Raw genomic sequence first — 21,544 nt, forward strand, 5'->3', positions numbered from 1 at the left:
CGGCCGGGGACCGCTCGGTCAGTGGTCCAGGCTCGGCGGGTCGACGGGGCCCCACTGGTTCACCGTGGCGAGGTCGACCTCCCACGTCCGCGGGCCCATCGGGTGCTCCTCGTGCCACGGCCGGGGCTCCCAGTGGCCCGTCCGCTCGTCGTGCACGACGTCGATCTGGGTGAACAGCTCGACGACGTTGCCGTCGGGGTCGCGGTGGTAGGTGAACAGGTTGTGGCCCGGGCCGTGCCTCCCGGGGCCCCAGTGCAGGCGGCGGCCGTGCCGGGCGAGGTGGTCGAGCATCGCGATGAGGTGGTTCGGGTCGCGCATCTCGTAGGCGACGTGGTGCATGCCCTGGTACTTGCTGCTGGCCATGAAGTTGGCGGCGTGGTGGTCGGCGTTGCAGCGCAGGAACACGAAGAAGTCGCCGACGGTGTCGGACCAGCGGAACCCGAGCAGGTCCTGGTAGAAGGCCTGCATGGGGGCCAGCTCGGGTGCGTAGGCGGCCACGTGGCCGAGCTTGGTGGGCCGCAGCGGGGTGTACCCGCCCACCCAGGACGGGTCCTGGCTCGTGATCAGGTGCAGCGGCACGCCCGTGCCGGGCTCGTCGAGCACCAGCACGTCGGGGGTGCCGGGGCCGATGTCGCTGCGCCGGCTGGTCTCGTAGCCCGCCTCCGTGAGCCGGCGCGCGGCGTCGTCGAGGTCCTCCCACAGCTCGTAGCCGACGGTCGTGCGGGCCCGGCCGCTCTCACCCTTGGTGAGCACCACGCAGTGGTGGTCGGTGCCGGTGGTGAGGTACGCACCCTGCGTCGAGGACTCGACGACCTGGAAGTCCAGGACCGTCGTGTAGTACTCGACCATGCGCGCGACGTCGGGTGTCTCGAACCCGACGTAGCCGAGCTTGGAGACGCGGACGGCGGACTGCGGAGCGGTCATCGCGGGGACCTTTCGGGTGAGCCGTGGGCGACGACCGGGTTGCGCAGCCGGCCGATGCCGTCGATCTCGGCGACGACCTCGTCGCCGGGAGCCAGGAAGTCGCGGCGTGGGAACCCGACGCCCGCGGGGGTGCCGGTGGCGATCACGTCGCCGGGCTCGAGGGTGACGGTGGCGCTGGCCGTGGCGACGAGCTGCCAGATCCCGGTGACCATGTCGGCGGTGGTCGAGTCCTGCTTCACCACGCCGTTGACCGAGAGCCGCAGCGCGAGCCGCTGCGGGTCGTCCACCTGCCAGTCCGGGACGATGCCCGGGCCCATCGGGCAGGACGCGTCGCCTGCCTTGGCCCGCATCCAGTCGTGCGCGAAGGGCGGGGCGAGGGGATCGGTGCGGGCCAGCCGGTCGCGCGCCGACACGTCGTTGACCACGGTCCAGCCGGCCACGAACTCCCGGGCCCGCCCGACGGGGACGTCGGTGGCCCGGCGCCCGATCACGACGGCCAGCTCGACCTCCCAGTCGATCATCCGGCCGACCCGGTCGGGCAGCACGATCTCCTCGTCCGGGCCGATCACCGAGGTCGTGGGGGGCTTGAAGAAGAAGTAGGGGTCCAGCGGCCCGGCCGGGGGGTCGACGCCCATCTCGGCGAGGTGCGCGTGGTAGTTGGCTCCGGCGCAGAGCACCTTGCGCGGGTAGCGCAGCGGGGCGAGCAGCGTGGCGCCGTCGACGGGGGCGAGCTCGTCGGGGTCGAGCAGCCGCAGCGCGGGGGAGTGGTTGTCCCAGGCGTCGAGCACGTCGAGCATCGTCAGCCCGGCCAGCCGCTCGGGCCCGCGCCGCACCGTGCCGCCGGCCAGGATGCCGACCTCGCTCGTGGCCGGGTCGCCCTGGTGGAAGGTCACCAGTGCCCACGCCGGGTCGCGCAGCCGATCGGTCATCGTCGCCTCCTCCCGCATAGTGCACACACTTCGGCCCGGGCTGTCAACCGGCGGGGCGGGGTGTCAGCGGGGCAGGCAACCGTGCAGCAGCAGGTCCAGCGCCGCGTCGACGCACGGCGTGCCACGCCCCGGCGCGTGGTCGTCCGCGACCCGGCGGGCGGTGCCGGACAGATGGTGCGCCATCTCCACGGCGGCCCCGTGCGCGTCGCCGTCGCGCACGGCGTCGAAGATCGCCTGGTGCTCACGCTGGCGGGCCTCGAAGTCGTGGCGCTGCGTGTTCTGGTCGATGCGCACGTAGCGCTCGCTCTGCTCGGCGTAGGAGCTGATCGTGCGCAGTACGGGGGCGCCGCAGCGGCTCACCAGCAGCCGGTGGAAGCGGCGGTGCGCGACGGCCCAGCTGGACAGGTCGCCGGCACGGTAGGTGCGCTCCATCTCACGGAACGCCGCGGTGGTGCTGCGGATCTCCTCGCGGGTCAGGCGGCCGGCGGTGAGCCGGGCGCCGAGCGCCTCGAGGGTGACGCGGGCGGCGTAGAGCGAGTCGAGCTCGTCGGCGTCGAGGCCCAGCACCACGCTGCGCTGGTTGGGCTCGGCCGAGACGAGCCCCTCCTCCTGCAGCATGCGGAAGGCCTCGCGCAGCGGCGTGCGCGAGACCGCCAGCACGCGGGCGAGCTCGGCCTGCTTGAGCTGGGTGCCCGGCGGCACGGCGCCGCTGATGATGAGGTCGCGCAGGTAGGCGTGCACGCTGACGCTGGTCTGGCGGGGATCGGAGATCCGCAGACCCTCGCGGCCCGTCAGCAGATCGGCGATCGACATCGCACGAGTGTATGCACGATGGGTGGCGCGACACCACAGAACCCCTCGCTACGCACCCGGCTGTGTGCAGTTCCCGCAGGTGCCGGGGGCACCCGCGAGGCGGTCCCACAGCCGCTCCAGCAGTGGCGGCCCGGCCCGGCGCCAGGCCCCGACCTCGCCGTCGTCCAGGGGACGGGGGTCGTGGCCCGCGGTGGCCAGCCGCACCCGGCAGGCCGCGTCCAGCAGCCACATCCTGGCCACCGCGATCCCGGCGCTCGGGCCGGTCGTGAGGGCGCCGTTGCCGCGCAGCAGCAGCGCGTCCGACCCGCCGAGCGCCTCCGCCGCCGCCGCGGCGAGCCCGGCCGTCCGCAGCAGCCGGGCCGGCTCGTGCACGGGTACCCGGGTGCCCAGCCAGCAGGCCTGCCCGTGCAGCGGCACCAGCTCGGTGCTGATCGCCGCCGCGGCGAACGCGGCCTCCGGCTGCGCCCTGGCCACGGCGGCCACGTCGGGCCGGGCGCGGTAGACCGCCAGGTGCGCCCAGGTCTCCGGCGCGGCGTCGGCGGGCAGCGCGTCCGCGTCCAGGGCGATGGTGAGCACCGCGTCGGCGGTGACGCCGTCGAGCGCGGTGGCCGGGGTGACCAGCACGTCGTCGCCGACCCGCGCCGACACGTGCCCGAACGCGGTGACGAGCCCGAGGCGGGCGAGCACGCGCGCCGCGTGCGCGACCTCGCCCCGCACGTCCGGGGGTGCGGTCACGGCGCGGCCGCGGCCCCCTGCGGCTCCGACTCGCTCGCGATCGCCGCGAACAGCGGGGCCAGGTCGATGTGCACGCGCAGCGACGTCACCTCGCCCTCGGCGTTGCGGTCGAGGATCGACACGCACCGCAGCGGGACCGCCGCGCCCCCGTGGGTGGTGTAGTGCGTGGTCACCTCCAGGATCGCGGTGGCCCCGTCGTTGACGTCCCAGCGGTTGTGCACCTCGTGGCGCAGCCCGCCGATCATGCTCCAGAAGCCGCCGATCGCCTCCCCGATCGCGGCCCTCCCGACCGCGGGCGGGTTGTTGGCGAACACCACGACGGCGTCCTCGGAGTGGTGCGCGACGTAGGGCTCCAGCCGCATCCCGTCGACGTCGGCGTAGTAGTCGGTGATCCAGTCGGACATCGTCGTCTCCAGTCGGGTTTCCCGCGGGGTGTTCGGACAGTGGTGCTCAGACCGTGGCGCCGCGGGCGATCCGGCGTACGGCGTCGAGCGTGGCAGCGACCGCGGCGCGGTAGCTGTCGGTCATCTGCTCGGCGTGGGCGCGCTCGCCCGCCGAGCCGCCCGGCTCGCCCGTCACGGTCAGCGCGAAGCTGAACCGCAGCACGAGGTCGGGCTCCTCGCCCTCGATCTCGTTCGCGATCGTGCCCAGCACCGGGCCCGCGGTGCGGGTGAACACCACCCGGTGCGGGTGCTCCAGGGTGATCCGCTCGGAGAACGCCTGGCCCCGGAACACGATGTCGCGGTCGAACACGGTGTCGGACTGCCGCGCGGTGACCGTGCACTCGGTCATCGACGGGACGAACGGCAGGGCGTTGTTCGCCTTGCGCACCAGTCCGTCCCACAGCGCCTCGCGGGTCACGGGCGGCTCGCCGGGCGCGTTGACCGGCAGCGCGTGCGTCACGAAGATCACGGGCGGATCGCCTCCTGGGGCCGGAGCTGGGATGGGGTGAGCTGGGGCTGGGTGATGGGCCGCCGGGTCGGCCCGAGCCACATGTCGATGGAGCCGACCTCGGCGGGATCGAAGAACCGCGGCGTCCACGCCGCCTCGTCGGTGATCCGGCGGACGCCGTAGGAGTACTCGTAGGTCAGGCCCTCCGGGCCCAGGAAGTAGAGGAACACCGCGCCGGACTGCGGGTGCCGGCCCGGGCCCATCTCGATCTCGACGCCCCGCTCGCGCAGGGCGTGCCAGTTGCGGAACACGTCGTCGAGCTCGGCGACCTGGAAGTTGACGTGGCACAGCCCGGGGCCGTCGCCCTGGAACACCGCGAGCTTGTGGTGCACCTCGTCGATGCGCATGAGGCAGGCGGCGTCGCCGATCCAGTCCGACACCCGCGCGTTGAACGCGCCGGACCAGAACCGGTACGCCTCGGCGACGTCGGGGGCGTCGAGGCAGAGGTGGCCGAACTCGGTGATGCCCGAGCCGCGGCCGGGCTCGACGGGCCGGGCGAGCGACTGCTGCCCCACGACCAGCTCGATCCGGTTGCCGAAGGGGTCGTCGAAGCCGACGAAGCGCCCGACGCGCCGCGAGCGGGCCTGCGCGGCGTCCCCGCGGTGCACGGTGAACCCGCGCGTCTCCAGCTCGGTCTCGGCCAGTGCGAGGGCGTCGTCGTCGCGCACGGTGAACGCCGAGGCGAGCACGCCCGAGGCGCCCTCGACGAAGGCCAGGCAGTGGTGGCGGCCGTCGGCCCGCACGTGGGCGACGCCGTCCTCGGTGCCGACGTGCTGCAGCCCGACCACGTCGACGGCGAACCGCACGGCGCCGTCGAGGTCGGCGGCTCCCGAGCGCACGTAGGCGATGTCGGTCAGCTCGATCACGGCATGCCTCCCGTCGCGACCGGGGCGAGGCCGAAGTGGCCGCGGGCCCGCACCTCCGGGGGCCAGTGGTCGCAGACCGACCCGGTCAGTTGGGTGCGCAGGCAGGCGGGCGGGTCGCACGGGCAGCTGCGGACGGTGTCGGCCTGCCCCGCGGCGACCTTGCGCGGCCAGTCGGGGTCGACGAACAGCGGCCGGGCGAGCCCCACGGCGGCCGCCTCGTCCCGGACGAGCACGGCCTCGGCGTCGGCCGGGTCGCCCAGCCGCCCGTTCGCGATCACCGGCACGTCGACGGCCGCCCGCAGCGCGCGGGTGTCGTCCATCGCGTAACGGTGCCGCCCGAGCAGGCCCACGTTCGGCGGCACCCGCAGCGACTCGAACGTCGCCGGGATCGCGAACAGGAAGTCGGCGCCGTCGGCGACCAGGCGGGGGGCGAGCGCGACGGCGTCCCCGATCGTCCAGCCGCCGGGCAGCAGCTCGTCGCTCATCAGGTGCACGCCCACCACGAAGTCCGGGCCGGTGCGCCTGCGCACCTCGCGCACGACCTCCCGCAGCAGCCGCGAGCGCCCGTGCGCGTCGCCGCCCCACCCGTCGGTGCGCCGGTTCGTCCGCGGCGACAGGAACGACGACAGCAGGAAGCCCTGGGCGCCGTGCACGTCCACACCGTCGAAGCCGGCCTCGGCGCAGAGCTCGGCCGCCCGCCCGAAGGCCGCGATCGACTCCGCGATCTCGGCCGGGGTGATCTCGGCCGGGGTGACGACCCGGCCCGGGGTCAGCTCGAACTCCACGACCGACGGTGCGAGCCTGCGCTGCTGCTCGTAGACGTCCCAGGGGCCCGCGTACCGGCCCGCGTGCACGAGCTGGACCATCGCCAGCGCGCCGTGGGCGTGGACGGCGTCGGCGATCTCGCGCAGGCCGGGCACGTGCTCGGGCCCGGACACCATCGTCTGCAGCGGCATCTGCCGCCCGGCGGTGCTGACCGCGAAGTTCTCGGTGATCACGGTGCCGGCGCCGCCCTGCGCGCGGCGGGCGTAGTGCTCCACCTCGGCGCGACTGACGGTGCCGTCGGCGTGGCCGTAGCAGACCGACATCGGCGCGTGCACGATCCGGTTCGGCGCCGTCCGCGCGCCCAGCGTCAACGGCTCGAACAGCCGGGGGAACGTCGTCCCGCTCATCATGCTCCTCCCGAGACCGGGTCCGGCCCCAGAGTGGATACAGTTGATGGGCTTGTCAACCCGCCGTGTTCTGTACACACCTGTTTCTCGCCGAAGGGAACGAGCGATCCGTCCGGCCCGGTGCATCCGAGCCGCCGGGCCTCCACCAAGTGTGCACAGCTCGTCGGGCTAGTCGCGCAGCTCCGTGGGCAGGGCGTGCTGCGGGGCGTTCTGCCACGTCACCGGACGCAGGAAGCGGCGCAGCGCGTGCACCCCGACGGACGTGTGCTGCGAGTTGGTGGTCGAGGGCCACGGACCGCCGTGGGTCATCGCGTCGGTGACGGCCACGCCGGTCGGGTACCCGTCGTAGACGAGCCGCCCGGCGATCCGGGAGAACACGGCCGTGAGCTCCGCGACCAGCTCCGCCTCGGCGGGCTCGGAGTGCACGGTGGCGGTGAGCCCTCCGCGCAGCGTGCCGAGCGTGGCGACCAGCTCGCGCGGGTCGCCGTAGCGCACCGCGACCGCGGCGGGTCCGAAGCACTCCTCGACGAACTCGGGGCGCAGGTCGGCCAGACCGATGGTGACGAGGTGGGCGACGCCGGCGTAGCCGACCTCCGGTCCGGCCGGGCCGTGCGCGGTGGTCCGGACGCCCGGCAACGCGGTCAGCGCCTCGATCGTCGACCGGTAGGTGGCGTGCGTCGTCGACGTGAGCAGCAGCCCCGGCTCCCGCTCCCGCACCGCCTGCTCGGCGGCGGCGAGCAGGGCGTCGCCCGCGTCGCCCTCGGGCACGAACAGCAGGCCGGGCTTGGTGCAGAACTGGCCGGTACCCAGCGTGACGGAGTCGATCACACCCCGGCCGATCTCGGGGCCGCGCGCCGCGGCGGCGCCGGGTGTGACGACGAACGGGTTCACGCCGGCGAGCTCGCCGAAGAACGGGATGGGGTCCGGCCGGGCCGCGGTGAGGTCGTGCAGCGCGCGCCCGCCCGCGGACGAACCGGTGAAACCGACCGCGCGGATCTCGGGGTGGACGACCACGGCGCGCCCGGCCTCCAGCCCGAAGACCAGGTCGACGGCGTGCTCCAGTCCCGGGAACCCGGACAGGGCGCGGTGCACGGCGTCGATGCTGCGCAGCGAGGTGGCGGGGTGGCCGGGATGGGCCTTGACGACCACCGGGCAGCCCGCGGCGAGCGCGGCGGCCGTGTCACCACCGGCGACGGAGAAGGCGAACGGGAAGTTGCTCGCGCCGAACACCGCCACCGGGCCGAGGGGGACGAGCATGCGGCGCAGGTCGGGCCGCGGGCCGAGCGGGGTGTCGGCGGCCGGCTCGGCCAGTGCCTCCAGGTAGCCGCCCTCCGCGACGGCGTCGGCCAGGTAGCGCAGCTGGTAGCAGGCCCGGCCCAGCTCGCCGGTGAGCCGGGCCTCCCCGAGCGCGGTCTCCCGGTCGGCGATCGCGACCAGTCCGGCGGCGTCCGCCTCCAGCTCGGCGGCCACGGCGCGCAGCAGGGCGGTGCGCCCGACGCGGCCGAGGCCGTCGAGCGTGGCCGCGGTCGCCGCCACCCGGGCGACCACCTGAGCCACCTCGGCGGGGGCGGTGTCCACGGCCGCCACCTCGACCTGCTCGCCGGTGCGCGGGTCCATGCTGAGAACGGGGGACATCAGGCTCCTTCGGAGATGGCCTCGGCCCCGATGCGGGATCCGAACGCCGTGGTGAACCGCATGAGGTCGGCGAGCGTGGCCGGGGCGTCCACGGGCTCGGCCCGGTCCCGGAACGTGAAGCTGACGGCGATGAGCCCGTCGGCGCGGTGCGGGGTGTGCACGGCGGCGCCGATGCAGCGCACGCCGGGGACGATCTCCCCGTGCTCGGTGGCGTACCGGCGCTCGCGCACCAGGTCCAGCTCGGCCCGGACCGCGGCGGGCTCCCGCAGCGATTCCTCGGTGACCGCGGCGAGCGGGCCCGCGGCGGCGATCCGGCGGTCCAGCTCCTCGGGCGGGAGCGCGGCGAGCAGGGCCTTGCCGGCCGCGGTGCAGTGTGCGGGCACCGACCGGCCGATCTCCGACGCGAGGCCCAGGTGCAGCGGGTCCGACCCGTCCTGGCGGGCCAGGTACACCACGTCGAGACCGTCGTTGAGCACCGAGAGCTGCACGGTCTGCGCGACGGTGCCCAGCACCCGGCGGCAGCAGTCGTAGAACTCCTGCACCTCCTGCACGCTGCGCAGGTAGCTCGTGCCGAGCTCGGCGAGCCGGTGGCCCAGCAGGTACCCGCTCGCCGAGCGTCGCAGGAGGTGGGCGTCGGCGAGCGCCGAGCAGACGTTGATCACGGTCGCCTTGGCCGTCCCGGTCCGGCGGCTCAGCTCGCTGGGCCCCATCGGCCGGGTCGGCTCGACGGCGAGTGCGGCCAGCACCGCCGCGGCCCGGGTCACGGCGGGCGACGCCGAGCGCGGGAGGTCGGGCTCCGGGGCGGGCCCGGTCATCGCGCCGGCGGGGCCATCGGGTAGCCGCGCTCGGCGTAGGCCATCCCGCCGAGCTCGAGCCGGTCGAGCGACTTGTCCTGGGGGGAGGCGTAGTAGGCGCGGATCTCGCTGATCCGGCCGTCGTCGGCGAACTCGTACCACTCGGCCCCCCGCAGCACGACACCGGCGACCGTCTTGAAGTGCGTCCACTCGCAGACGGCCTCCCGGCGACCGGCGTCCACGACGATCGCGTCCACCGTCCACGACGAGCCGCGCTCGGCCACGGCCTCGGCCCAGCGGGCCCCGATCAGGGCGCCCCCGCGCCACGGGCCGTCGTACATGTCGGGCGGGAAGTAGTGCACGGCGTCGGTGGTCAGGTGCGAGGCGACGGCGTCGGCGTCGCCCGAGGTGCAGGCCGCCATGTACGCGCGTACCCGGGCCTCCATCTCGGCTGCGGTCTGCTCGGGCATCGCGGTGCCTCCAGGGGTCGGCTCGGTGGGTGCAGCGGGCAGTCGGACAGTAGATCGACGGCGCGAGACCGGTCAACATCTCGACCGTCGGTCAGCATGCTGACCGAAGACTCCTGGTTGACGGACCGGACCCGCCGTGGTTAGTGAGCCTTTCCCAGTAGCGGGGCCGGGCGGCTCGGGCGACACGCCGAGGGTGCGGAGATGATCAGATTGGGTGCGGGACCTCGGTAGAAGAGACGGTCCGCCAAAGATCGACTCTCACCGAGGTCCCGCGTGTCCGATCCTGTCAGCTACACCGCCGTGCTCCCGATCGGGGAGTCCACCGTGTCGTACGTGTCCGACGTGCTGGCCGCCGAGCGCCGCCAGCGCGGAACCCGTCGTGGTCGCCGCGCTCTGGGCTGCCGCGCTCAGGCCGTCCTGGTGCTGCGCTGGTTCCTCGACGCCACCCGGGTCGCCGCGCTCGCGGTCGACAACCAGATCAGTTTGTCGACCACCTACCGCTACCTGCATGAAGCCATCGACGTGCTCGCCGCCGCGGCACCCGGTCTGCATGGCGCGGTGCTCGCTGCCCGCGCGGCCGGGCACACCCATGTGAGCCTGGACGGCACCCTGATCCGCACCGACCGGTCGAAGGCGGGCGGTCCGACCGCCGGGGTGGATCTGTGGTGGTCGGGCAAGCACCATCACCACGGCGGGAACGTCCAGGTCGTCACCGCGCCGGACGGGTGGCCACTGTGGACTTCCCCGGTGCGCCCCGGCCGCGAGCACGACACCACCTGCGCCCGTGCCCACGACGGCCTGCTCGACGCGCTCGACGACTGGACCGACAGCGAGCACGCCGTGCTCGCCGACCTGGGCTACGAGGGCGAGAACACCCGACTGATCGTCCCGATTAAGAAGATCCGCGGCACCGTCCTGACCGTCGAGCAGCGCACCGTCAACACCTTGCATTCCGCTACACGCGCGCTGGCTGAGCGCGGGAACTCGCTGCTCAAGACCACCTTCAAGGCCCTGCGACGGGTGAGCCTGTGCCCCTGGCGGATCGGCACCATCACCGCTGCGGCGCTCGTCCTGCTTCACCACCAGCACGGCCGGACGACGTGATCAACCGGCCCGGCCGATCGCTACTGGGAAGGACTCAATGTCTCCCCGCAGCATGCTTCTCATCGCGCGCCAAGGCGATCTCCTCGCCGAGCGCCTGCCTGTCCTACAGTCGGCTTTGGAGCGTGAGCGCGACTTCCGACGCGAGCAGCTCGCTCAGCTCGCAGTGCGTGAGCGGAGCGGAAGACCAGCGACGCCCCATGCGGGTCAAGATGCGGCCCGCGACCCGACGGCGGCGGTTCGCGAGGTGCAGGCCCTCGTTGGGGCCGGTGCTCGACACGCTCTCGACGACATCGAGCTTGCACTGGACAGGATCCGGACCGGCGGCTACGGACGCTGCCGTGAATGCGGCGCCGGCATCGCCCTTGCCGTGATCGAGGCGATTCCCAGGACCACGTTGTGCCAGTCCTGCTGTCGACTGATGTGACCACACTGGGGGTCTGCGTCAGCAGCCGTTGCGAACCGCCGCCTCGATCTTGTCGCCGATCTGTTTGTCGATGCTGCGCCAGTACTCGAACGCGCGGGCAAGGACCGGCTCGCTCACGCCGTCGGACAGGTGCCCTGCGACGTTGCCGACGAGCCGCGCCCGCTGCCCGTCGTCGAGGACGTCGCGGACCATGGTGCCGGCCTGTCCCCAGTCGTCGTCGTCACGGCGGAGCGTGTATGCCGCCCGCACCATCTCCCCATCGGCGTACCAGAGCCCGGAGTCGTCGGTGCGCGCCGGATCGGCGTGTGGGCCGCCGTAGGAGTTCGGCGCGTAGACCGGGTCGGACACGTTGACCGTGCGCCCGACGCCGTCCTTCGAGTAGCTGTGCACCGGCACGGTCGGGGCGTTCACCGGGATCTGCTTGTAGTTCACGCCCAGCCGGGCGCGGTGGGCGTCGGCGTAGGCGAAACCGCGGGCGAGAAGCATCTTGTCCGGGGACAGCCCGATCCCGGGGACCAGGTTGTTCGGCTCGAACGCCGCCTGCTCCATCTCGGTGTGGTGGTCGGTGACGTTGCGGTCCAGCGTCAGGCGGCCGACCTTGATCAGCGGGTAGTCGCCGTGCGGCCACACCTTGGTGAGGTCGAACGGATTGAACCGGTAGGTCTTGGCGTCCTCGAACGGCATGATCTGCACGTACAGCGTCCAGGACGGGTGGTCCCCGGCCTCGATGGTGTCGTAGAGGTCGCGCTGGTGGGCGTCGCCGTCCTCGCCGGCGATGCGGTCGGCGTCGGCCTGCTCCAGGAACTCGATGCCCTGGTCGGTCTTGTAGTGGTACTTGACCCAGAACTTCTCGCCGCCCGCGTTGGTCCACATGTAGGTGTGGCTGGAGTAGCCGTTCATGTGCCGCCACGTCCGCGGGATGCCGCGGTCACCCATCAGCCAGGACAGCATGTGCGCCGACTCCGGGGACAGCGTCCAGAAGTCCCACTGCATATCGTGGTCGCGCAGGTTGTTGCCTGCCCGGCGCTTCTGGGACCGGATGAAGTGCTGGAACTTCAGCGGGTCGCGCATGAAGAAGATCGGCACGTTGTTGCCGACCATGTCGTACACGCCATCGGTCGTGTAGTGCTTGAGCGAGAAGCCCCGCGGGTCGCGCCAGGTGTCGGGGCTGCCCCGCTCGCCCGCCACCGTGGAGAAGCGGATCAGCGTGTCGCTCCGGACGCCCGGCTGGTACAACGCGGCCCGGGTGTACGCACTGACGTCCTCGGTGGTCTCGAAGTACCCGAACGCCCCACCGCCCTTGGCGTGCGGCTGGCGCTCCGGGATCCGCTCCCGGTTGAACTGCGCCATCTGCTCGATGAGGTAGTGGTCCTGGAGCAGGATCGGACCGTCGGGGCCGAGGGTCAGCGAGTGCTGGTCGCTCGCTACCGGGGCACCCCCGTCGGTGGTCGTATGACGCGGTTCGGTTGCGGTCACGGTGTCTCCTTCGTGTGGTGGAGGTGGTCGTTCTGGCTGAGGCTCTGGCTCGGGGCGGAGACCAGAGAAGACGATCTCGCCCTCGGCCCCGGAGTCAGCCGCCGCGGCTGTAGGGAACCGCCTTCACCAGGGTGACCGTCATCGTCTCGCCGCCGGGGATCCGGTATTCGCGACGGTCACCTGGTCCGGCGCCGGACAGCGCCGTGCCCAGCGGTGAGTGGGGCGAGCAGATCGGGAGGTCGTCGCCCAGGGTGGATTCCTCTTCGCGGTCGGCGAGCAGGAACGTCTCGGAGAGGTCTGCCCCCTCGTAGCGCACGGTCAGCACCATGCCCGGCTCGGCGACGCCGTCGTCGGGTGGCTCGTGACCGACTGCAGCGTTCTGGATGAGTTCGTGGAGGTGTCTGATTCTGAGCTCGCGGTGTTCGGGGTCGTTCTGCCCTCGGTGCGAGCCCGTGGCGCGTTCCATTTTGAGCCGCGCGAGTTCGATCCGGACCCGCTCCAGGGTCTGTTCGGTCATCCAGACTCGCTGCGTGTCGACCGGCATCAGGTGGTTCTCCTGTCTCTGGGTGGGGGAACGTCGTGGGCTCGTGGGTCATCCCATTCGCCCGAGGCGGATGGACCGGGCGAAGGGGACCGTCGCCCTGCGCGCGGTCCGAGCGGTGCCGCGGCGGTCCGCCTGTGGACGCTCATCGGGTTCGCGGGCGCTGACCGCGGTGTGTGAGACGGGGAGCGAGGACCGTTTCACGACAAGCTCGGCGAGCCGCGCGGCAGCGCAGCGCACGGACGCCGGCACCGGTCCGCGGCTGGTTTCCAGCTCGAGACTCACGGCGGTGAGGAGGCGGTCCAGTGATGGCGCCAGTTCCTCGCCGACGAGGCCGTCCTCGTGGCCGGCGCGCAGAAGCAGGGCCGCCGATCGGCACACGACGGCGTCCGCAGCGTGGTCCGCACTGTTCGACGGGTCATGCAACGCCATGGCCTGCCTCCTTGTCGATGCGAGCCGCAGGTACGAACGCGCGCCGTCGGCCGGTCGCGCCGTCGTTCCCGACCGCCGGTGTCGGGCCGACGGACGGGCGGTGCGGGGGGCGCGAGCCATCCGGGCGGATGGCGTGCGCAGCTTGATTGGCTACCACCACCCTGCTCTGCCCACCCGTTCGTGACAGGGTGCGTCCTCGGCCGACTTGAGCGTGTGCAGATTGCCGACATCCGGCAGACCGATCCTGGTTGTCAGTCTCCCGGTCTCGGACGGGGGTCGACGAGACGAGCCTTGCCCGGGCCTTGATCCGGTCGAGCCGCGCCACATGCACGACGTGATGGCTGCCGCGTTGGTGCATGAGCGCGCCGCGCCGATCGCCGCAGCGGATGTCGGGCTGCCGGGCATCGGCAACCTGATCGGGGTGAAATCGGCCGAGCGCACCCGTGCCGCGATAACGAGGTTCGGGGCACCGTAGAAGTCAGCTGGATGCAGACACAGCGGAACACCCGCCCTGTCCGTGTCGCGACCCCCCGCCGCGCCTGGGACCGCGTTCCCGGACGGGGGCCTTCAACCGACGCCTCGTGCGCCGGATCGCTCGACCAACAGAGGAGGTTCGTCATGCTCAGTGATCGGGAACGGAAGACCCTGCGCGAGGTCGAGCGCCAGTTCGACGCGGAGGATCCGGACTTCAGCCGGTCGTTCGACGGTGTCGGGCAGCATTCGACGTACTCCCTCCAGTGGGTGTACACGATGCCGCGCTGGGCCTACACGACGGCGATCGTCGTGGCGGCGGCACTCGGCATGCTGATGCTGCTGGCGAGGGCCCCGGGGACCGCGCTGCTGTTCGCGGCGCTGGCCACGATGATCACGATGATCCGCGGACGCCGTGATGATCCGCCGGGGCGGGAGCCGTGATCGGGCAGCCCGCCGGCTGCGGTTCGTCGGTCGCGACGTGGCCCGGGGTGGGTCGGCCGTGAGGGTGGGCGTGGCCGGGTTGGTGCAGGTCGGTGTCCCGTTCACCTGGCTCGGGATGGTGCTGGCGATCTCGTTCCTGGAAACACCGCTGAAGTTCAGGGCGCCGGGGATCACGGTGCCGCTCGGCCTCGGCATCGGCCGGCTGGTGTTCCGCGCCCTCGCGATCGTCGAGCTCTCCCTGGCCGTGGCGCTCACCGCGGCCCTCACGCTTGATGGCCGGGCCGGCGTCGGGGCCGTCGTGGCGGTCGGGCTGCTGTGGCTGGTGCTGGTGGTGCAGGTGGTGGTGCTGCGGCCCCGGCTCGATCGTCGCGCTCGCTTCATCGTGGCCGGCGGGAGCCCCCCGCGCTCGCGCCTGCACCTGGCCTACGTCGCGTTCGAAATGGTCAAGATCGTACTGCTGCCCGTGCTCGGGGTCCTTCTTCTCATCGAGGTCTCGTCGTGAGCACGACCGCGGCGCGCTCCGACGTCGCCAACCGTGCCGACATCGACGCCCTGGTGGCCGAGTTCTACCGCCGGGCGTTCGCGGACGAGCACCTCGGCCCGATCTTCCTCGACGTCGCCCGCGTGGACCTGTCCGCGCATCTGCCGGTGATGGGCGACTTCTGGGACACGGTGCTGCTGCGCGCCGGTCGATATCACCGCAACGCGCTGCGGCCGCATGTCGCGCTCGCCGTCCAGGGCGAGCTCACCGAGGCCCACTTCGCCCGCTGGCTGGAGCTGTGGACGGCCACGGTCGACGAGCGACACGCCGGACCCCGGGCGCACCTGGCCAAGACGCAGGCCACCCGCATCGCCGGCTCGATCCGCCGCCGGCTGCATGGCGGACCCGCCGAGCTCGTCACCATCGAGCCACAACATCCGGGAGAGGGGCGACCGTGACCGCCGTCGAACCGAAACCGATCACCCCGCACCCCTACCCGGAGCGCCGGACCGGCAAGGGATCCACGTTCCTGAAGATGATCAGGACGACGGACCCCAAGGACATCGCGATCCTCTACCTGGTCACCTGCATCGGCTTCTTCATGGCCGGCGGGGCCATGGCCCTGCTGATCCGCGGCGAGCTGGCCGTGCCGGGCCAGCAGTTCCTGTCCCCCGAGCAGTACAACCAGCTGTTCACCATGCACGGCACGATCATGCTGCTGCTGTACGCCACGCCGATCCTGTTCGGCTTCGCCAACTACATCGTGCCCCTGCAGATCGGCGCCCCCGACGTCGCGTTCCCGCGGCTCAACGCCTTCTCCTACTGGCTGTTCCTGTTCGGCGGGCTGACCGTCATGGCCGGGTTCCTCACCCCGGGCGGAGCCGCCGACTTCGGCTGGTTCGCCTACACCCCCCTGAGCAACCCCACATACTCCCCGGGCGTCGGTGGTGACCTGTGGATCACCGGCCTGATCGTCGCCGGACTGGGCACGATCCTCGGTGCGGTCAACTTCATCACCACGATCGTCTGCATGCGCGCACCGGGAATGACGATGTTCCGGATGCCGATCTTCACCTGGAACATCTTCTTCACCGCGATCCTCATCCTGATCGCGTTCCCGGTGCTCACCGCGGCCCTGTTCGGGCTGCTGGCCGACCGGCACCTGGGCACCCACGTGTTCGACCCCGCCAACGGTGGCACGATCCTCTACCAGCACATGTTCTGGTTCTTCGGCCATCCCGAGGTCTACATCGTGGCCCTGCCGTTCTTCGGCATCGTCACCGAGATCATCCCGGTGTTCGCTCGCAAACCGCTGTTCGGCTACAAGACGATGGTGTTCGCCACCGTCGCGATCACCGTGCTGTCGATCGCGGTGTGGGCGCACCACATGTACGCCACCGGCGCGGTCCTGCTCGCGTTCTTCTCCTTCACCAGCTTCCTCATCGCCGTCCCGACGGGCATCAAGTTCGTCAACTGGATCGGCACGATGTGGAAGGGCAAGCTGACGTTCGAGACGCCGATGCTGTTCTCGGTGGGTTTCATGGTCACGTTCCTGTTCGGCGGCATGACCGGGGTGCTGCTGGCCTCGCCACCGCTGAACTTCCACGTCACCGACACCTACTTCGTGGTGGCGCACTTCCACTACGTGCTGTTCGGCACGATCGTGTTCGCCACCTACGGCGGCATCTACTTCTGGTTCCCGAAGATGACCGGCCGGATGATGGACGAGACGCTGGGCAAGTTCCACTTCTGGACCACGTTCGTCAGCTTCCACCTCACGTTCCTGGTGCAGCACTGGCTGGGCAATGAAGGCTTCCCGCGCCGCTACGTCGACTACCAGCCCCAGGACGGGTTCACCGTGCTGAACTCGATCTCCTCGATCGGCGCGTTCGTGCTCGGCGCGTCCACGCTCCCGTTCATCTGGAACGTGTTCAAGAGCTACCGCTTCGGTCGGATCGTGACCGTCGACGACCCGTGGGGCTTCGGGAACTCGCTGGAGTGGGCCACCTCCTGCCCGCCGCCGCGGCACAACTTCACCGAGCTGCCCCGGATCCGTTCCGAGCGCCCGGCGTTCGAGCTGCACTACCCGCACATGGTGGACCGCTTCCGGAACGAGGCCCATGTCGTCGGGCGGTCGGGCAACCCGCGGACGGCGCCATCGGAGGTCGCTGCGCACGCCGTCCAACATGACATCGAGGGCGACCCCCGTGACCGATGACCTGATGTCGGCCGAGCTGGCCTGGGAGAACGAGGGCGGGCTCCTGCGCCGTGCCCCGCCCGACCGAGCCGGTGTGGGATCGATCGACGACGCTGCTGTTCACGAGCAAGAACCTCGCGAACAGCGAAGCCACAGCGCTCCCTGAGCAGGTCGAGAAGCACGCTCTTGACCGGTTCTCGATGGCCTTCGAAGATCCCTAGACCCAGGACATATCGCGTTACGATATAAATGTGAGATCGCCCGACCCTTGATCGAACGGGGCCAGGGACGCCAAGGAGGTGCGTCGTGCTCGAGGACCGTGAGCGACAGTTGCTCTTCGAGATCGAACGCCGGCTGCTGATCGAGGACCCGGAGCTGGTCCGCTCCTTCGGGGCACCCCGGCAACGCCGACACGCGGAACACGGCCAGGGCCTCGGCATGATCACGACGGTGGCCGGGCTGACGCTCTGCGTCGTGCTGCTGATGGGCCCACGAGTGCTGACGGAGGCCGAGATCGCCGCACGCAGGTCGGCGGGCCCGCCGCGGGCAGCAGCGGAGACCACGAGATGACCGCCGTCCCGGATCCGTCCTGCTGCTTCCGCGCGAGATGAGGAGACCTGTCGTGACAGCCACGATCAGTGCCGGACTCGACCACCGGCCGACCATCCCCGATTGCGTCGTCTGGGTCGACGGGTCCGACGAGGAGTGGGACCGGATGACCACCTCCCTCGTCGACGCGGGCACCTTCACCCGGCTGGCGAAGAAACCGAATTCGTTCTATGCGGCATCGGATCCCGATGACGTGGCGCGCGTCGTAGAGCGCACCTACATCTGTTCCGTCGACGAGTCCGGCGCCGGCCCCACGAACAACTGGGTCGATCCCGACGAGATGAAGTCGACGATGTGGGAGCTGTACCGCGGCTGCATGCGCGGGCGCACGATGTACGTCATCCCGTTCTGCATGGGCCCCCTCGACGCCGACCCGCCCATGCTCGGCGTGGAGATCACCGACTCCGAGTACGTCGTGGCGTCGATGAAGATCATGACGCGGATGGGCGCCGCGGTGCTCCCGCTGTTCGCCGAGCGCGGCGACACCCTTCGTCGAGTGCCTGCACTCCGTGGGTGCGCCGCCATCGCCCACGACGAGGGCTGGATGGCCGAGCACATGCTCATCCTCAAGCTGATCTCGCCGGAGGAGAAGGCCTACTACGTGGCGGCGGCATTCCCGTCGGCCTGCGGCAAGACCAACCTCGCGATGCTCCAGCCGACCATTCCCGGATGGCGCGCCGAGACCGTCGGCGACGACATCGCCTGGATGCGTTTCGGGGCCGACGGACGGCTCTACGCCGTCAATCCCGAGTTCGGCTTCTTCGGTGTCGCGCCGGGCACGAACTGGAAGACCAACCCCAACGCGATGCGCACGATCGAGGCGGGCAACGCGCTGTTCACCAACGTCGCGCTCACCGACGACGGCGACGTCTGGCGGGAGCACGGCCGCGGCTACGTGCCCACCTCCGACCAGATGGATCTCGACGGCCTCGACGTCGCCGTGGCCGACATCGACGCCGCGCTGGCCGTGGATGTCGAGGAATGGAAGGCCGAGATCCCGCTCATCGAGGAGTGGTTCGCCAAGATCGGCGACAACCTCCCCACCTCGATGCGCGACGAGCTGGAGGCCCTGGCGCTGCGCCTGAGCGCGTAGGCCCGGACAGAGCGGGCTCATACCAACATCCACTGATTCCAGGAGGTTCATCCGATGATTCGTCCGATCTGGATCCACGCAGGCGACGAGGCGCCGTTGCGTCGCGTGGTGTCGTACTGGTGCGTGCGGGGCCACCACACGCCGCGACGGTGGTACGCCGACGCGACGGCGCCCGAGCTGTGGGAGTGCCGCTGTGGCCTCCCGGCCGGTCGGGACCGCGCCCGTCCCCCCGATCCGGCGACCTGGCGGCCGTTCAAGAGCCCGCTGGACCATCTGCTGGCACGACGCTCCGAGGCCGAATGCGAGGCGTTGCTGGACGAGGCGTTGCAGAGCCTCCGGGCCCGCCGCCGCGGCCGCCGCGTGCGTGGACCGCGGACATGACGGCGCGACCGGCGCGTCCGGACACGTCGACAGACCTGATCGGGGACCACGGCGCAGCTCCCGACGCCGTCACCGTCGATCCCGACCTGGCCCTGGCGCGATGGGAGAACGAGGGCGGCGTACCCGCACGCCTTCCCCGCACGCGACGAGATTCCCGCTCCACCGCTGTGACCGGACGCGGCAACCGCTTACCGGGATAGATCACGACCGACGACAGGAGCCAGACGATGCAACGACAGCAGCCCCGGGTACGGGTCGGGCGGGTCTACGACGAGCGCGCCGCGGCCGACGGCACCCGCGTGCTGGTCGACCGCCTCTGGCCGCGTGGCATGACCAAGGACCGCGCCGACATCGACGAATGGTGCAAACAGATCGCCCCGTCCTCGGCGCTGCGCAGGTGGTACGGCCACGATCCGGACCGCTTCGCCGAGTTCGCGCGCCGCTATCGGACCGAGCTCGACGATCCCGAGCGGGCCGACACGCTCGAACACCTGCGCGAGTTGGCGCAGCAGCGGACGCTGACCCTGCTCACCGCCACCCGGCACTCCGAGGCCAGCGAGGCCGCCGTGCTCACCGACCTGCTCAACGCCGAACCGGGGACCGGCTGATGGCCGCCCCGACCGGAGCCGGCGCGCACGCCCCGGACGGCCGGATCGTGGTCGGCGTCGACGGATCACCCGGATCGCTGGCCGCGCTGCGCTGGGCCCTGCGGGAGGCGTCCGCACGCGGCCTGCCGCTGCACGCGGTGACCGCCTGGGAGTTCCCGACGGAGTCGACCTTCGGCGACATGGCCACGATCGGCGACTTCCATCCGGTGGTCGCGGCCGAGGAGCTCCTGGTGTCGGCACTCGCCGATGCCGGCGTGGCGGCCGACGGCGAGACGGTGACCACCGCGCCCGTCGAGGGCCACCCCGCCGAGGTGCTGATGCATGTGGCCTCGGGCGCCGCGTTGCTGGTGGTCGGATCCCGTGGGTACGGCCGGATCTTCGGCGCGCTCCTCGGCTCGGTCAGCCACTACGTGGCCGCGCACGCCGCCTGCCCGGTCGTCGTCATCAAGCCCGTCACGAGTAGGCCCATTCACAGATCCCGCCCTCGACGCTGACGGCCTGTCGCCCCGTATATCGTAATACGATACAAGAACGACGGAGCCCGGATCCCACTACATCAACCCTGAGCCGAGCGGCTTTGCAGCGAGAACAGGAAAAACCATGGCAGAGGACATGTACCCGGCGGCGACGCCCGAGATCGCCGCGCGCCGCAAGGAACTGGCTCCGGAAATCAACGAGGCCTTCGAGCACTTCAGCCGTGCAGTCTTCGCCGATGGCGCATTGCCGGAGAAGACGAAGCAACTGATCGCCGTGGCGGTGGCCCACGTGACGCAGTGCCCGTACTGCATCACGGGCCACACCAAGCTCGCACACCGCAAGGGCGCGCGGCCCGAGGAGATCATGGAGGCGATCTGGGTTGCCGCCGAGATGCGGGCCGGAGGCGCTTACGCCCATTCCACGGTCGCCCTGCACGCCTTGGCCGAGAAGACCGCCGAACGGACGTGACCGGGAACGACCCACGTCGCGCCGCACAGGAATCGCGGAAAGCGGGATCGCGCAGCGTGCCATCGCGCCCGAATCCACCCGTGCGGCGGTGACGAGAAAGCCATCGGAGGATGACATGACCATCGTCTACGTGCTGATCGCCATCGTGGTCATCGGCCTGCTGGTGCTCGGATCGAGCGTCCGGGTCATCGCCCAGTTCGAACGCGGGGTGGTGCTGCGCTTCGGCCGACTGCTCACCACGACCCGCGGCCCCGGGCTGGCCCTGATCGCACCCTTCGTGGACCGGCTGCACAAGGTGAACCTGCAGATCATCACCCTACCGGTGCCCGCGCAGGACGGCATCACCCGCGACAACGTCACCGTCCGGGTCGACGCCGTCGTCTACTACCGCGTCGTCGACCCCGCGAAGGTGGTCGTCGACGTGCAGAACTACCACCACGCGATCGGACAGGTCGCCCAGGCCTCGCTGCGCTCCATCATCGGCAAGAGCGAGCTCGACGACCTGCTGTCCAACCGTGAGCGGCTCAACCAGGGCCTCGAACTGATGATCGACAACCCGGCGCTGGACTGGGGCGTGCACATCGACCGCGTCGAGATCAAGGACGTGGCGCTGCCCGAGTCGATGAAGCGGTCGATGTCGCGCCAGGCCGAGTCCGAACGCGAACGCCGCTCCCGGGTGATCACCGCCGACGGCGAGCTGCAGGCCTCGCAGATGCTCGCGCAGGCCGCCGAGGTGATGGCCGAGCACCCCGCCGCGTTGCAGCTGCGACTGCTGCAGACCGTCGTCGAGGTCGCCGCGGAGAAGAACTCCACACTCGTGCTGCCCTTCCCCGTCGAACTGCTCCGCTTCCTCGAACGCGCCACACCCCCCGAGACGGACCGATCGGCCACCCCGCCCGCCGCACCGTCGCATGACGTTCCCGACGCAGCCCCGGGACACCTGTCCGACCCGGGACCGGACCTGCACGACCTGGCCGCGACCAACGGTGTACGAGCGACCACGAGGTCGTGATCAGGCCCACCCGCCGGTGGGCCACTCGGCCCCTGGT

At 71.3% G+C, this 21,544-nt stretch carries 27 protein-coding genes; 13 read left to right on the forward strand and 14 right to left on the reverse strand.

What is annotated here, in order from left to right; genetic code table 11:
* Positions 1-18: 18 nt before the first annotated feature.
* The 11 genes from Q1K26_RS18560 to Q1K26_RS18610 all read right to left on the reverse strand — a co-directional run bounded on the left by Q1K26_RS18560 (position 19) and on the right by Q1K26_RS18610 (position 9,289).
* The gene (locus Q1K26_RS18560) at positions 19-924 is read right to left on the reverse strand and encodes a VOC family protein (RefSeq protein WP_300014349.1); all 906 of its coding nucleotides are present in this window, start codon (positions 922-924) and stop codon (positions 19-21) included.
* Entirely contained in the window at positions 921-1,853 is a 933-nt protein-coding gene (locus Q1K26_RS18565) for a fumarylacetoacetate hydrolase family protein (RefSeq protein WP_300014351.1), read from the reverse strand. Before Q1K26_RS18565 ends, Q1K26_RS18560 begins: the two co-directional genes overlap by 4 nt.
* 63 nt (positions 1,854-1,916) lie before the next feature.
* Positions 1,917-2,666 (reverse strand): GntR family transcriptional regulator, encoded by a 750-nt coding sequence (locus Q1K26_RS18570; RefSeq protein WP_300014354.1) that lies wholly within the window; start codon positions 2,664-2,666, stop codon positions 1,917-1,919.
* Positions 2,667-2,714: 48 nt separating this feature from the next.
* Positions 2,715-3,401, reverse strand: a complete 687-nt coding sequence (locus tag Q1K26_RS18575) for a class II aldolase/adducin family protein (protein ID WP_300014357.1) — start codon at positions 3,399-3,401, stop codon at positions 2,715-2,717.
* Positions 3,398-3,805: a nuclear transport factor 2 family protein gene (locus tag Q1K26_RS18580; protein ID WP_300014360.1), complete on the reverse strand. Its 408-nt coding sequence runs from the start codon at positions 3,803-3,805 to the stop codon at positions 3,398-3,400. Before Q1K26_RS18580 ends, Q1K26_RS18575 begins: the two co-directional genes overlap by 4 nt.
* 46 nt (positions 3,806-3,851) lie before the next feature.
* On the reverse strand, positions 3,852-4,313 hold the full coding sequence (locus Q1K26_RS18585) for an SRPBCC family protein (protein ID WP_300014363.1): 462 nt from the start codon (positions 4,311-4,313) through the stop codon (positions 3,852-3,854).
* On the reverse strand, positions 4,310-5,218 hold the full coding sequence (locus Q1K26_RS18590; protein WP_300014366.1) for a VOC family protein: 909 nt from the start codon (positions 5,216-5,218) through the stop codon (positions 4,310-4,312). Before Q1K26_RS18590 ends, Q1K26_RS18585 begins: the two co-directional genes overlap by 4 nt.
* Entirely contained in the window at positions 5,215-6,390 is a 1,176-nt protein-coding gene (locus Q1K26_RS18595; RefSeq protein WP_300014369.1) for an NADH:flavin oxidoreductase, read from the reverse strand. Before Q1K26_RS18595 ends, Q1K26_RS18590 begins: the two co-directional genes overlap by 4 nt.
* A gap of 168 nt (positions 6,391-6,558) precedes the next feature.
* A complete protein-coding gene (locus tag Q1K26_RS18600) occupies positions 6,559-8,025 on the reverse strand; it encodes an aldehyde dehydrogenase (NADP(+)) (RefSeq protein WP_300014371.1) in 1,467 nt (488 codons plus the stop codon).
* The gene (locus tag Q1K26_RS18605; protein WP_300014374.1) at positions 8,025-8,840 is read right to left on the reverse strand and encodes an IclR family transcriptional regulator C-terminal domain-containing protein; all 816 of its coding nucleotides are present in this window, start codon (positions 8,838-8,840) and stop codon (positions 8,025-8,027) included. The genes Q1K26_RS18600 and Q1K26_RS18605 overlap by 1 nt, the downstream gene beginning before the upstream one ends.
* Positions 8,837-9,289, reverse strand: a complete 453-nt coding sequence (locus Q1K26_RS18610) for a nuclear transport factor 2 family protein (protein ID WP_300014377.1) — start codon at positions 9,287-9,289, stop codon at positions 8,837-8,839. The genes Q1K26_RS18605 and Q1K26_RS18610 overlap by 4 nt, the downstream gene beginning before the upstream one ends.
* Before the next feature lie 300 nt (positions 9,290-9,589).
* Here Q1K26_RS18610 and Q1K26_RS18615 point away from each other — a divergent pair, with 300 nt between their 5' ends.
* Complete coding sequence (locus tag Q1K26_RS18615) at positions 9,590-10,393, forward strand: transposase family protein (RefSeq protein WP_300014467.1); 804 nt, start codon at positions 9,590-9,592, stop codon at positions 10,391-10,393.
* Between the two features lie 442 nt (positions 10,394-10,835).
* Here the strand turns inward: Q1K26_RS18615 and Q1K26_RS18620 are convergent, their stop codons facing one another.
* The 3 genes from Q1K26_RS18620 to Q1K26_RS18630 all read right to left on the reverse strand — a co-directional run bounded on the left by Q1K26_RS18620 (position 10,836) and on the right by Q1K26_RS18630 (position 13,266).
* Positions 10,836-12,293: a catalase gene (locus Q1K26_RS18620; RefSeq protein ID WP_300014380.1), complete on the reverse strand. Its 1,458-nt coding sequence runs from the start codon at positions 12,291-12,293 to the stop codon at positions 10,836-10,838.
* A gap of 94 nt (positions 12,294-12,387) precedes the next feature.
* On the reverse strand, positions 12,388-12,810 hold the full coding sequence (locus Q1K26_RS18625) for a GreA/GreB family elongation factor (protein ID WP_300014383.1): 423 nt from the start codon (positions 12,808-12,810) through the stop codon (positions 12,388-12,390).
* Between the two features lie 75 nt (positions 12,811-12,885).
* Positions 12,886-13,266, reverse strand: a complete 381-nt coding sequence (locus tag Q1K26_RS18630; protein WP_300014386.1) for a hypothetical protein — start codon at positions 13,264-13,266, stop codon at positions 12,886-12,888.
* 325 nt (positions 13,267-13,591) lie between these two features.
* Between Q1K26_RS18630 and Q1K26_RS18635 the strand changes: the two genes are divergently transcribed.
* From Q1K26_RS18635 to Q1K26_RS18690, 12 genes are all read left to right on the forward strand, one after another.
* On the forward strand, positions 13,592-13,741 hold the full coding sequence (locus Q1K26_RS18635; protein WP_300014389.1) for a hypothetical protein: 150 nt from the start codon (positions 13,592-13,594) through the stop codon (positions 13,739-13,741).
* A gap of 143 nt (positions 13,742-13,884) precedes the next feature.
* Entirely contained in the window at positions 13,885-14,181 is a 297-nt protein-coding gene (locus tag Q1K26_RS18640) for a DUF3040 domain-containing protein (protein ID WP_300014392.1), read from the forward strand.
* Between the two features lie 115 nt (positions 14,182-14,296).
* A complete protein-coding gene (locus tag Q1K26_RS18645; RefSeq protein WP_300014469.1) occupies positions 14,297-14,683 on the forward strand; it encodes a hypothetical protein in 387 nt (128 codons plus the stop codon).
* Complete coding sequence (locus Q1K26_RS18650; protein WP_300014395.1) at positions 14,680-15,120, forward strand: group III truncated hemoglobin; 441 nt, start codon at positions 14,680-14,682, stop codon at positions 15,118-15,120. Before Q1K26_RS18645 ends, Q1K26_RS18650 begins: the two co-directional genes overlap by 4 nt.
* The gene (gene ctaD / locus Q1K26_RS18655) at positions 15,117-16,880 is read left to right on the forward strand and encodes a cytochrome c oxidase subunit I (protein ID WP_300014398.1); all 1,764 of its coding nucleotides are present in this window, start codon (positions 15,117-15,119) and stop codon (positions 16,878-16,880) included. The genes Q1K26_RS18650 and ctaD overlap by 4 nt, the downstream gene beginning before the upstream one ends.
* A gap of 285 nt (positions 16,881-17,165) precedes the next feature.
* A complete protein-coding gene (locus tag Q1K26_RS18660; protein WP_300014401.1) occupies positions 17,166-17,429 on the forward strand; it encodes a DUF3040 domain-containing protein in 264 nt (87 codons plus the stop codon).
* Positions 17,430-17,481: 52 nt separating this feature from the next.
* Positions 17,482-18,561: a phosphoenolpyruvate carboxykinase domain-containing protein gene (locus Q1K26_RS18665; RefSeq protein WP_300014403.1), complete on the forward strand. Its 1,080-nt coding sequence runs from the start codon at positions 17,482-17,484 to the stop codon at positions 18,559-18,561.
* A 54-nt stretch (positions 18,562-18,615) separates the two neighbouring features.
* Complete coding sequence (locus tag Q1K26_RS18670; protein WP_300014405.1) at positions 18,616-18,942, forward strand: RNA polymerase-binding protein RbpA; 327 nt, start codon at positions 18,616-18,618, stop codon at positions 18,940-18,942.
* A 227-nt stretch (positions 18,943-19,169) separates the two neighbouring features.
* Positions 19,170-19,550, forward strand: a complete 381-nt coding sequence (locus Q1K26_RS18675; protein WP_300014407.1) for a DUF488 family protein — start codon at positions 19,170-19,172, stop codon at positions 19,548-19,550.
* A complete protein-coding gene (locus tag Q1K26_RS18680) occupies positions 19,550-20,044 on the forward strand; it encodes a universal stress protein (protein WP_300014410.1) in 495 nt (164 codons plus the stop codon). The genes Q1K26_RS18675 and Q1K26_RS18680 overlap by 1 nt, the downstream gene beginning before the upstream one ends.
* 106 nt (positions 20,045-20,150) lie before the next feature.
* Complete coding sequence (locus tag Q1K26_RS18685) at positions 20,151-20,495, forward strand: carboxymuconolactone decarboxylase family protein (protein WP_300014413.1); 345 nt, start codon at positions 20,151-20,153, stop codon at positions 20,493-20,495.
* A gap of 115 nt (positions 20,496-20,610) precedes the next feature.
* The gene (locus tag Q1K26_RS18690) at positions 20,611-21,507 is read left to right on the forward strand and encodes a slipin family protein (RefSeq protein WP_300014417.1); all 897 of its coding nucleotides are present in this window, start codon (positions 20,611-20,613) and stop codon (positions 21,505-21,507) included.
* Positions 21,508-21,544 lie beyond the last annotated feature (37 nt).

The sequence above is a fragment of the Pseudonocardia sp. genome (genome assembly GCF_029263155.1).
Taxonomy (GTDB): Bacteria; Actinomycetota; Actinomycetes; order Mycobacteriales; family Pseudonocardiaceae; genus Pseudonocardia.

Coding starts and splice junctions, on each gene's coding strand:
- Q1K26_RS18680 (WP_300014410.1), top strand. CDS start 19,550: ATGGCCGCCCCGACCGGAGCCGGCGCGCACGCCCCGGACGGCCGGATC.
- Q1K26_RS18595 (WP_300014369.1), bottom strand. CDS start 6,390: ATGAGCGGGACGACGTTCCCCCGGCTGTTCGAGCCGTTGACGCTGGGC.
- Q1K26_RS18670 (WP_300014405.1), top strand. CDS start 18,616: ATGATTCGTCCGATCTGGATCCACGCAGGCGACGAGGCGCCGTTGCGT.
- Q1K26_RS18630 (WP_300014386.1), bottom strand. CDS start 13,266: ATGGCGTTGCATGACCCGTCGAACAGTGCGGACCACGCTGCGGACGCC.
- Q1K26_RS18605 (WP_300014374.1), bottom strand. CDS start 8,840: ATGACCGGGCCCGCCCCGGAGCCCGACCTCCCGCGCTCGGCGTCGCCC.
- Q1K26_RS18580 (WP_300014360.1), bottom strand. CDS start 3,805: ATGTCCGACTGGATCACCGACTACTACGCCGACGTCGACGGGATGCGG.
- Q1K26_RS18640 (WP_300014392.1), top strand. CDS start 13,885: ATGCTCAGTGATCGGGAACGGAAGACCCTGCGCGAGGTCGAGCGCCAG.
- Q1K26_RS18635 (WP_300014389.1), top strand. CDS start 13,592: ATGCACGACGTGATGGCTGCCGCGTTGGTGCATGAGCGCGCCGCGCCG.
- Q1K26_RS18560 (WP_300014349.1), bottom strand. CDS start 924: ATGACCGCTCCGCAGTCCGCCGTCCGCGTCTCCAAGCTCGGCTACGTC.
- Q1K26_RS18690 (WP_300014417.1), top strand. CDS start 20,611: ATGACCATCGTCTACGTGCTGATCGCCATCGTGGTCATCGGCCTGCTG.
- Q1K26_RS18625 (WP_300014383.1), bottom strand. CDS start 12,810: ATGACCGAACAGACCCTGGAGCGGGTCCGGATCGAACTCGCGCGGCTC.
- Q1K26_RS18675 (WP_300014407.1), top strand. CDS start 19,170: ATGCAACGACAGCAGCCCCGGGTACGGGTCGGGCGGGTCTACGACGAG.
- Q1K26_RS18570 (WP_300014354.1), bottom strand. CDS start 2,666: ATGTCGATCGCCGATCTGCTGACGGGCCGCGAGGGTCTGCGGATCTCC.
- Q1K26_RS18565 (WP_300014351.1), bottom strand. CDS start 1,853: ATGACCGATCGGCTGCGCGACCCGGCGTGGGCACTGGTGACCTTCCAC.
- Q1K26_RS18685 (WP_300014413.1), top strand. CDS start 20,151: ATGGCAGAGGACATGTACCCGGCGGCGACGCCCGAGATCGCCGCGCGC.
- Q1K26_RS18645 (WP_300014469.1), top strand. CDS start 14,297: ATGGTGCTGGCGATCTCGTTCCTGGAAACACCGCTGAAGTTCAGGGCG.
- Q1K26_RS18600 (WP_300014371.1), bottom strand. CDS start 8,025: ATGTCCCCCGTTCTCAGCATGGACCCGCGCACCGGCGAGCAGGTCGAG.
- Q1K26_RS18610 (WP_300014377.1), bottom strand. CDS start 9,289: ATGCCCGAGCAGACCGCAGCCGAGATGGAGGCCCGGGTACGCGCGTAC.